Source organism: Cellulosimicrobium composti, assembly GCF_009711085.1.
GTDB classification, from domain to species: Bacteria; Actinomycetota; Actinomycetes; order Actinomycetales; family Cellulomonadaceae; genus Cellulosimicrobium; species Cellulosimicrobium composti.
In genome coordinates this window covers 17983-27460 of record NZ_WMKA01000051.1, presented here as the reverse complement: position 1 = coordinate 27460, position 9478 = coordinate 17983, and the positions used below count along the sequence as shown (strand labels likewise).

Genomic DNA, 9478 nt, shown 5'->3' with positions numbered 1-9478 from the left:
GCCGCCCGTCCCGGCCGGCCAGGGCGGCCAGGGCGGCCCCCGCCGCCGCACCTGGGTCCCCGTCGTCGGCGCGGCCGCCGCGGCCGCCGTCCTCGCGAGCGTCGGCACCGCGGGCCTCACCGTGGCCCTGACGCCCGACCAGGCGCCGGCGTCGCTCGCGGACGTCGGCCGCCAGCAGAGCACCACGGCGCCCGTGTCCGACTCGTCGTCGCAGAACCCGGACTGGGAGGCCGTGACCCAGGCGGTCGCGCCGTCGGTCGTCGCGATCCAGGTGCAGACCCCGCAGGGCGGCGCCGAGGGGTCGGGCGTCGTCATCGACGACCAGGGCCACGTCCTGACGAACAACCACGTCGTGTCCGGCGCGGTCGACGACACCGTCCAGGTGACGCTGAGCGACGGCCGCCTGTTCGAGGCGAAGATCGTCGGGCTCGACCCGGCGACCGACCTCGCGGTCGTGCAGCTCGTCGACGCGCCCGACGACCTCCGGCCCGCGACGCTCGGCGACTCGGACGACGTGAGCGTCGGGGAGGCCGTGCTCGCGGTCGGCAACCCGCTCGGTCTCGCGAACACGGCGACGACGGGCATCGTGTCGGCCGTGGACCGTCCGGTCTCCGCGTCGGGCGAGGGCGGCGGCACGTCCGTCGTCACCAACGCGATCCAGATCGACGCCGCGGTCAACCCCGGCAACTCGGGCGGCCCGCTGTTCGACACGCAGGGCCGCGTCATCGGCATCACGTCGTCGATCGCGTCGCTCTCGAGCGGCGGCGGGCAGTCAGGATCGATCGGCCTGGGGTTCGCGATCCCCGTGAACCTCGCGAGGTCGATCGGGGAGCAGCTCATCGAGGACGGGACCGCCGAGCACGCGTTCCTCGGCGTGACGCTCGCCGACGCGACCGCGACCGCCGACGGCGTCACGCGCCGCGGCGCGGAGGTCCAGGAGATCACCGACGGGTCGCCCGCCGCCGAGGCGGGGGTCCGCTCCGGCGACGTCGTCGTCGCGATCGACGGGCACGCCGTGGGCGGCGCCGAGTCGCTCACCGCGTTCGTGCGCGAGCGCGCCGCGGGCGAGACGTCCGCGCTGACGGTCGTGCGCGACGGGAAGACGATCGAGCTCGACGTGACGCTCGCGACGCGCCCCGCCGACGACGGGACTGACGGGCAGGGCCAGGCGCCCGGCCAGGGCCGCACCCCGGGTCAGGGCGACCAGGGCGAGGGCCAGGGCGGCGAGCAGGGCGGCGGGAAGGACTCCGACCCGTCCGACCCGGGCAACGTCCCGAACCCGTTCGACTGGTTCTTCGGCGGGCGGGGCTGACCCCTCGGGACGCCCGCCGGGTGTCCCGAGGCACCGGGGGCGGGCCGACGCGCCGGCACGCGCGGCCCGCTCCCGCACACCGACTCCCGTCGCGTCCCCTGCCGCGACGGGCGGGCGAGCGGCCCGCGAGTCCCCGCGCGGGGCGGTCGCCGCACACCGGACGGCCGGCACGGAGCGCCCGTGCCGGCCGTCCGTCGTCCCCGGTCAGCCGGCGGCGGGCCGCGTCGGCTCCCACGTGGCGCCCGGCTCCTCGTCGGCCGCGGCGGCGGGCGCGTCGACGTGCTTGGTGAAGAAGCCGGCCGTCTCGACGTACCCGCCCGAGACGTAGAACTCCTTGGACAGGCCCGTGGCGAGCCCGACGCGCCGCGCGCCCACCTCCGCGGCCCACGCCTCCGCGGCCTCGAGCAGGACGCGGCCGATCCCCTGGCGGCGGTGCGTCGGCCGCACGGCGACCTCCTCGACGCGGCACACGACGCCGTTCGAGGCGAACGTCAGGTGACGGTTGGCGAGCAGGTAGCCGACCACGCCGTCGTCCGGGAGCTCGGCCACCGCGAAGTACGTGTCGAGCGCGGCGAGGAGCGGGCCGAAGGACCGCTCGAACGCCTCGCGCTCGGGGTCGTGGCGCGGCAGCAGGCGGACGAGCGGCCACACGTCGTCGCGGTCGGCCACGGTCGCACGGCGGACCAGGACGCCGGACGGGGCGGACGGGCGGGCGGCGGGAGAGGGGGAGGAATCGGGCACGCCGCGAACGTAGCAGCGGCGCCCGCGCGGGGACCGGGCCGTCCGGACCCCGGTCGACAGGCCGCGACGGTGACGTTTCCGCCGGTCAGCCGCCGCCGAGCGCGAAGCGCATCGGCTCGAGCTTCGCCTCGGACTCCGCGACCTCCGCCGTAGGGTCCGACGCGGCGACGATGCCGCACCCGGCGAACAGACGGACGGACCGCGGGTCGGTCGCCGAGAGCTCGGCGGACCGTAGCGCGATGCCCCACTCGCCGTCGCCGTCGGCCCCGAGCCACCCGACCGGGCCCGCGTACCGGCCGCGGTCCATGCCCTCGATCTCGCGGATGACCTCGCGCGCGACGCTCGTCGGCGTCCCGCACACCGCGGCTGAGGGGTGCAGCGCCGCGGCGAGCGCGAGGCTCGTCGGGCCGGCCGCCGCCCCGGGCGCGCCGGCGCCGCGCGCGAGGACCGCCGTCACGTCGGACGCGAGGTGCATGACGTTCGGCAGGTGCAGCACGAACGGCGCGTCGGGCACGTTCATCGACGAGCAGAAGGGCGCGAGCGCCTGCGCGACCGACCGCACCGCGTACTCGTGCTCCTCGAGGTCCTTCGAGGACCGCGCGAGCTGGGCGGCGCGCAGCAGCGCCTCGTCGTCGGAGAGCCCGCCGCGGCGGATCGTGCCGGCGAGCACGCGCGAGGTCACGAGGCCCTTCTCGCTGCGGACCAGCAGCTCGGGGGTCGCCCCGACGAGGCCGTCGACGGAGAAGGTCCAGCACGCCTCGTACGCCGCGACCAGGCGCGCGAGGAGCCAGCGCGGGTCCACGGGCTCGGCGGTGTGCGCGACGACGTCGCGCGCGAGCACGACCTTCTCGAGCGCGCCCGAGCGGATCCGCTCGACGCCCTCCGCGACGACGGTCGCCCAGTCGTCGGCGCGCAGCGCGCCGTCGTGCCACTCGACCGCGCCGGGGGCCGTGACGGGAGTGCGCGGCGTGCGCGCGAGCGCGTCCGCGGGGGAGGAGGAGAGCGAGCCGGCCGTGTCGACCGTCGTGAGCCACGCGCGCCCGTCGCGGCGGCCCACGACGACACGCGGCACGACGAGCACGCCGCCCGCGCGGACGGGGTCGTGCGCGTCGTCGCCCGGCGCCGAGTCGTCGAACGCGAACGAGCCGAACGCGACCGGTCCGGTGCCGGGCAGCCCGACCTCGTCGCGCACCACGGCGCGCCCGAGCGTCTCGTGCCACGCCGCCTCGGCGTCGGCGAACCGGCCCGGGCCCCACGTCTCGAGGCGCAGCGCCTCGCCCCAGCCCACGATCCCGTCGCCGCGGCGCACCCACGCGTGCGGGCGCGCGTCGGGCAGGAGGTCCACGAGGGCGTCGAGACCGCCGGGCAGGTCGGGGATCGGGGTGGTCCGCACGACGATGCTCGGCCGGGGTTGCGGCTGTCCGGCCGTGGCCGACGGTTCTGCAGTCATCGCGTCCAGCGTAAGCCGCGCGCGGCGGTGCGCCCGCCGGGTCCGGTCCGCCCCGCCCGCCGTCGCCCCCGGGGCGCGCCCGTCGGCGCGCGGACGTGGAAGCATGGGGGCATGCCCCGCGCCACCCTGGACAAGAAGCCCACCGAGGTCGCGTCGATGTTCGACGGGATCGCCTCGCGGTACGACCTGACGAACGACATCCTCTCGCTCGGCCAGGACCGGTCGTGGCGCCGCGCGGCGGTGCGTGCGGTCGGCGCGCTGCCGGGGGAGAAGGTCCTCGACCTCGCCGCCGGGACCGGCACGTCGTCCGAGCCGTTCGCCGACGACGGCGTGCGCGTCGTCCCGTGCGACTTCTCGCTCGGGATGCTGCAGGTCGGCAAGGAGCGGCGCCCGGACCTCCCGTTCGTCGCGGGCGACGCGACGCGGCTCCCGTTCGCCGACGAGACGTTCGACGCGGTGACGATCTCGTTCGGGCTGCGCAACGTCGTGGACACCGAGGGAGCGCTGCGCGAGATGCTGCGCGTCGTGCGGCCGGGCGGGCGCGTCGTGATCTGCGAGTTCTCGACCCCGACGTGGGCGCCGTTCCGCGTCGTCTACCAGGAGTACCTCGTCCAGGCGCTCCCGCGCATCGCGGCCGCCGTGACGCGCGAGGGCGGCTCGTACCAGTACCTCGCCGAGTCCATCGCGGCGTGGCCGGACCAGGTCGGGCTCGGCCGTCTGCTCCTGCGCACGGGCTGGGAGAAGGTCGCGTACCGCAACCTCTCCGGCGGGATCGTCGCGCTGCACCGCGCGACGCGTCCCGCGTGACGCACCCCTGACGGCCGCGCGCCGCACCCCCGGGCCCGCGTCCGCGCAGCGGAATTCACCCGGCGGAGCGGGCTCCTGCGCATGCCGTTGCCCGGGGCACGACCTACCGTCGGGGCACGAGCGCCGCCGCAGGGGTGGGCGCCGGTACGACAGGGGCACGACATGGAACGGCTGACGAAGGGCGCGCTGGCGATCGGGGCGGGAGCGCTGCTCCTCCTGGGAGGCGCCGGGACGTACGCGCTGTGGTCCGACTCGCAGGCCGTCGCCGAGGCGGGCGACATCACCTCGGGCGACCTGGACCTCACGATGGGCACTCCCGTCTGGACGCTCAACGGGACTCCCGTGGCGGACGTCACGGCGGTCCGCATCGTCCCGGGCGACGTGCTCGCCCTCACCCAGCCGGTCACGGTGACCGCGATCGGCGACACGCTGCAGTCCACGCTCTCCGTCGCGGGCACCGACGCCCTCACGGGCGACGCGGCGCTGCTCGACGCGCTCGACGTGACGTTCGAGCTCGACGGCCCGCCGTCGTGGGCCACGGACAACGGCGACGGCACGTTCGAGGTCGCGCCGTCGACGGCCGCGTACGCGCCCGTCGACGCCGACGTCACGCTCACCTTCGACGAGGCGACGCCCGACCAGGTCGCGACGAACGCCGTCGTCAACCTGTCGAGCCTGACCTTCACGCTCGAGCAGCACCTCTGAGAGGTCCGCGGTGGGCGTCGAGAGCTCCCGCCGCGCACGGCCACCCGGCCCGGGCGCGCGCCGCACGGCGCGCGCCCGCCGGGGCGCCGCGCGCGCCGTCGCCGTGCTCGTCCTCGCGGCGCTCCCGCTCTCGGCCGGCGCCGCGTGGGCCACGTGGTCGGCCTCGCAGGCCGTGAGCACCGCGGACGTGCGCTCGGGGACCTTCGGCGTCGAGACGTCGTGGCAGTCGTTCCCCGACCTCGCGGGCATGATGCCCGGCGAGTCGCGCGACGGCGTCGCGTCGCTCACGCACACGGGTGACGGCACGTGGCGGTACCGGCTGTCCGTCGCGTACGACGGCCCCGTGCAGCCCACCGTGACGTTCTACCCGCGCCCGACGTGCACCGGGACGCCGCTCGCCGCCGGGGCGCTCAGCCCGCTGACGTACGCGCGCGGCGCGACCACCCAGGTGTGCGTGCGCTACACGCTCCCCGCGGGCAGCCCGAACGCGTGGCAGGGGCAGAGCGCGCAGGTCGCGGTGACCGCCACGCTCGAGAGCAGGCCGTCGTGACGCGCGCGGTCCGGGTCCGGGTCGCCGCGGTGCTCGCGGTGCTGCTCGCGCTCGTCGGCGTGCCGGCCGCGGCGTGGTGGACGGCGGACGGCTCGCTGTGGACGACCGTCTCCGCCGGGACGGTCTCGCCGCCGACCGCGACGACGTGCACGACGACCGGCTCGGTCGTGCTGCGCAGCGCGACCGTCAGCTGGGCCGCGCCCACGCCCGCGCCCGCGCGCTACCGCGTGACGATCGCGGGCGGCGGGCAGTCCACAACGACCGAGACCACCGCCACCCAGCTCGTCGTCACCGAGAGCCTGCTCGGCGGGCTGCTCGGGTCGATCCTCGACCTGCTGCTCGGCGGCACGACGCTCCAGGTGAGCGTCCAGTCCGTCCACGCCTCCGGCTGGACGTCCGCCCCGAGCAACGCCGTGCCGGTCCGCGGCGCGCTCCTCGCGGGCACCGGCCTCGCCGGGGTGTCCTGTGGCTGAGCGCCGGCCGCCCGCACGGCACCGCGGGACGCGCCGCCACGGGCCGCTCGCCCGGGTGCTGGGCGCCGTCGCGCTCGCGGCCGCCGTCGGGCTGGCCCTCGTGGGCGTCGTCGTGCCGCTCGTGCTCGGGGCGACGCCGTACACCGTGCTCACCGGGTCGATGCGCCCCACCTACGCGCCGGGGACGATGGTCGTCGTACGGCCCGTCGACGCGGCACGCATCTCCCCGGGGGACGTGGTGACGTACCAGATCGCCTCGGGGCGGCCCGAGGTCGTGACGCACCGCGTCGTCGCCGTCGGCGTCGGGGCGGACGGCGAGCGCACCCTGACGACGCGCGGCGACGCCAACTCCTCGCCCGACCCGGAGCCCGTGCGTCCCGTCCAGCTCCGCGGGACCGTCGTCTACGCGGTCCCCGTGCTCGGCTGGGTCAGCACCGCGGTCTCGGGGGACACGCGCCGCACCGTCGCGGTGGTCGCGGCGGCCGGCCTCCTCGGGTGGGGCGCCTGGCAGGTCGTGGCGGGCGTGCGCGAGCGGGCCCGGTCGCGCGGGCGGACGCATGCCCGACCGGCCCCGGAGCCCGTCCCGTGAGCCCGCGGGGCCACCGGCGCGGGCCGCTCCGGCGCGACCCGCGTGGTGCCCGTGGGAGCGGACGGCTGCGCGCGCTCCTCGCGGTCGTGCTCGCGCTCGTCGCCGCCGTCGCGCTCGGCGGGCCCGCACGCGCGTCGGCGGGCGGCGAGGACGCCGTGCGCCTGAGCACCGACGGGTCCGCGTGGGCGGCGGACCTCACGACGTCCCTCTTCGGCGCGGACGCACTCGTCGTCCCCGGCGCGACCGTCGTGCGCGACCTGTGGGTCCGCAACGACGGCCCGGGCGCGGCGCGCGTCCTCGTCGACCTCGCCCCCGACGTCGACCCGGCGCGGGCGCGCACCGGCCTCGGCGCGTGGCTCGACGTCGCGCTCGACGGCACGACGCCCGACGGCGCCACGTGGCGCGGGCCGGTCCTCGACCCGGGCGAGTCGACGCGCGTCGAGGTGCGGGTCGCGATGTCCGCCGACGCGCCGTCCTCGACGCGGCGCTCGGTCGCGGGCGTGCTCGAGAGCGTGCACCTCGTCGCCGTCGCGGACGGGGCGGCACCTCCGGGCGGCGGCCGGGGCAGCCTGCCGCGCACGGGCGCCGACGCGTGGACGGTCCTCGCCGTCGCGGCGCTCGCGGCGGGGGCGGGCGTCCTGCTCGCGCGTGCGGGGTCGGCGGGTCGTGCCCCGCGAGACCGGGTGCCGGACGCGCGCCCGGAGTCCGACCCGTCGGCCTGACCTGCGTCGACGCGTCCCGCGCGCGCCCTCGGCCCCGGGAGGCTAGGCCATCGCCGCACCGGCCCCGTTGCCCGCGAGTCCCGACTCCCAGGGCCCGTGGTCGTCGCCGGGGAGGACCTTCGTCACGGGATCTCCCAAGGAAGGGTCGCCTTGCTACACATCTCCCACCGGGAGTGACTAGAGTGGCGACGTCCATTGTGACCGACTTCACAAGGACTGTGGGTGCACCGTGCCCGGACCCCGGCCACGGTGGAGGCGCGAGATGTCCCGACGACCGGACGGGGAGGGGTGAGCACGGTGGGCGCGAGGCTCGACGACGCCGACGTGATCGTCGTGGGCGCCGGCCCGGCCGGCTCCGCGGCCGCGCACTACTGCGCCGCCGCCGGCCTCAGCGTGCTGCTCCTCGAGAAGTCCTCGTTCCCGCGCGACAAGATCTGCGGCGACGGACTCACCCCGCGCGCGGTCGCCGAGCTCGTGCGCATGGGCGTCCCCACGCGCGAGGACGACGGGTGGATCCGCAACCGCGGGCTGCGCGTCGTCGCGAGCGGGCGCTCCTGGGAGCTCGCCTGGCCGGACCTCGCGTCGTACCCCAGCTACGGCATGGCACGCGCGCGCCACTCGTTCGACCGCACCCTCGCCGAGCACGCGCAGCGCACCGGGGCCAAGCTGCTCGAACGCACCGCCGTGACCGGTCCCGTCCTCGACGAGCGCACGGGCCGCGTCGTGGGCGTGACCGCGCGTCCCGTGGACGACAAGGGCAGGCGCGCGGGCGACGAGGTCACCTACCGCGCGCCCGTCGTCATCGCGGCCGACGGCGTCTCGTCGCGCTTCGCGCTCGCCCTCGGCCTCGCACGCCGCGAGGACCGCCCGATCGGCGTCGCCGTCCGCACCTACTTCCGCACGCCCCGCCACGACGACCCGTGGATGGAGTCCCACCTCGAGCTGTGGGACGGCGCGCCCCGCGAGTCGAACCTCCTGCCGGGCTACGGCTGGATCTTCTCCCTCGGCGACGGCACGGCGAACGTCGGCCTCGGCTCGGTGAGCTCGACGCCCGCGCGACAGTCCGCGGCGAACGTCGACTACAAGGACCTGTTCGCGACGTGGATGCGCAACGCGCCCGCCGAGTGGGAGTTCACCGAGGAGAACCGCCTCGGCCCGGTGCGCGGCGCCGCGCTCCCCATGGGGTTCAACCGCACGCCGCTGTACACGCGGGGCGTGCTCCTCGTGGGCGACTCCGGCGGCATGGTCAGCCCGTTCAACGGCGAGGGCATCGCGTACGCGATGCAGGCCGGCCGCACGGCGGCCGACGTCGTCGCGCAGTCGCGCGCACGCCTCACCGACCCGGGGCGCGAGCGCGCGCTGCAGACGTACCCGCGGATCATGCGCCGCGAGCTGGGCGGCTACTACACGCTCGGCCGGTACTTCGTGAGGCTCATCGAGCACCCCGAGATCATGCGGGTCTGCACGCGCTACGGGCTCCCGCGCCCGGTCGTCATGCGGTTCGTGCTCAAGCTCCTGTCCGACTGCTACGAGCCCCGCGGCGGCGACTGGGTCGACCGCGTGATCGCGGGGCTGACGAGGGTGGTGCCGTCGTCATGAGCCACCGAGGTGGGCCGGCACCCTGCCAGGACGAGGGGCCGGCGCTCGCACCACCTTCCCGTGACCCCGGACGACGTCGTCCGGGAGAACCCGTCCCGAGCCCCCACTCGAGGAGTCGACGATGACCAACCCGTACGTCCCGCTGCTCGTCCTCATGGGCGTGGCCGCCGTGCTGGCCCTCGGCGGTGTCGCCGCGAGCGCGGTCATCGGACCCAAGCGCTACAACCGCGCCAAGCTCGACGCGTACGAGTGCGGCATCGAGCCCACGCCCCACGCCGTCGGGGGCGGGCGCTTCCCGATCAAGTACTACCTCGTCGCCATGACGTTCATCGTCTTCGACATCGAGGTCGTCTTCCTCTACCCGTGGGCCGTCGACTTCGCGACGCTCGCGACGTTCGGTCTCGTGGCGATGCTCGCGTTCCTCGCGCTCATCACCGTGCCGTTCGTCTACGAGTGGCGCCGCGGCGGCCTGGAGTGGGACTGACGGTGGCACCCAGCGGGGGCCCCGGCGGGCACCGGCGAGAGAACTA

Annotated in this window: 11 protein-coding genes; 9 read left to right on the top strand and 2 right to left on the bottom strand. The window is 76.5% G+C overall.

Annotation, left to right across the window (positions count from 1 at the left end; genetic code table 11):
* A partial coding sequence (locus GJV82_RS16455; protein ID WP_155099963.1) for a S1C family serine protease occupies positions 1 to 1312 on the top strand: 1312 nt, incomplete at its 5' end.
* 204 nt (positions 1313 to 1516) lie between these two features.
* Here GJV82_RS16455 and GJV82_RS16450 read toward each other — a convergent pair.
* Positions 1517 to 2053: a GNAT family N-acetyltransferase gene (locus GJV82_RS16450; protein ID WP_196217285.1), complete on the bottom strand. Its 537-nt coding sequence runs from the start codon at positions 2051 to 2053 to the stop codon at positions 1517 to 1519.
* 85 nt (positions 2054 to 2138) lie between these two features.
* Positions 2139 to 3503, bottom strand: a complete 1365-nt coding sequence (locus GJV82_RS16445) for an isochorismate synthase (RefSeq protein ID WP_155099961.1) — start codon at positions 3501 to 3503, stop codon at positions 2139 to 2141.
* Positions 3504 to 3614: 111 nt separating this feature from the next.
* On the opposite strand from GJV82_RS16445, the gene GJV82_RS16440 reads away from it, so the two are divergent.
* The 8 genes from GJV82_RS16440 (at position 3615) to GJV82_RS16405 (ending at position 9432) form a co-directional block, all read left to right on the top strand.
* Entirely contained in the window at positions 3615 to 4310 is a 696-nt protein-coding gene (locus GJV82_RS16440; protein WP_024841822.1) for a demethylmenaquinone methyltransferase, read from the top strand.
* A gap of 162 nt (positions 4311 to 4472) precedes the next feature.
* A complete protein-coding gene (locus GJV82_RS16435) occupies positions 4473 to 5015 on the top strand; it encodes an alternate-type signal peptide domain-containing protein (RefSeq protein WP_196217284.1) in 543 nt (180 codons plus the stop codon).
* A 10-nt stretch (positions 5016 to 5025) separates the two neighbouring features.
* Positions 5026 to 5565, top strand: a complete 540-nt coding sequence (locus tag GJV82_RS16430) for a hypothetical protein (RefSeq protein ID WP_155099959.1) — start codon at positions 5026 to 5028, stop codon at positions 5563 to 5565.
* Positions 5562 to 6038, top strand: coding sequence for a hypothetical protein (locus GJV82_RS16425; protein WP_155099958.1), 477 nt, complete (start codon positions 5562 to 5564; stop codon positions 6036 to 6038). Before GJV82_RS16430 ends, GJV82_RS16425 begins: the two co-directional genes overlap by 4 nt.
* Positions 6031 to 6627, top strand: coding sequence for a signal peptidase I (locus tag GJV82_RS16420; RefSeq protein ID WP_155099957.1), 597 nt, complete (start codon positions 6031 to 6033; stop codon positions 6625 to 6627). Before GJV82_RS16425 ends, GJV82_RS16420 begins: the two co-directional genes overlap by 8 nt.
* Entirely contained in the window at positions 6624 to 7349 is a 726-nt protein-coding gene (locus GJV82_RS16415) for a hypothetical protein (RefSeq protein ID WP_155099956.1), read from the top strand. Before GJV82_RS16420 ends, GJV82_RS16415 begins: the two co-directional genes overlap by 4 nt.
* 288 nt (positions 7350 to 7637) lie before the next feature.
* Positions 7638 to 8948, top strand: a complete 1311-nt coding sequence (locus tag GJV82_RS16410; RefSeq protein ID WP_318657744.1) for a geranylgeranyl reductase family protein — start codon at positions 7638 to 7640, stop codon at positions 8946 to 8948.
* Between the two features lie 121 nt (positions 8949 to 9069).
* The gene (locus GJV82_RS16405) at positions 9070 to 9432 is read left to right on the top strand and encodes an NADH-quinone oxidoreductase subunit A (protein WP_021481795.1); all 363 of its coding nucleotides are present in this window, start codon (positions 9070 to 9072) and stop codon (positions 9430 to 9432) included.
* The last annotated feature ends 46 nt before the right edge of the window (positions 9433 to 9478 follow it).

Bases quoted from the DNA above. Each gene is read 5' to 3' on its own strand.
- GJV82_RS16440 (WP_024841822.1), top strand. From the start codon at position 3,615: ATGCCCCGCGCCACCCTGGACAAGAAGCCCACCGAGGTCGCGTCGATG.
- GJV82_RS16405 (WP_021481795.1), top strand. From the start codon at position 9,070: ATGACCAACCCGTACGTCCCGCTGCTCGTCCTCATGGGCGTGGCCGCC.
- GJV82_RS16445 (WP_155099961.1), bottom strand. From the start codon at position 3,503: ATGACTGCAGAACCGTCGGCCACGGCCGGACAGCCGCAACCCCGGCCG.
- GJV82_RS16435 (WP_196217284.1), top strand. From the start codon at position 4,473: ATGGAACGGCTGACGAAGGGCGCGCTGGCGATCGGGGCGGGAGCGCTG.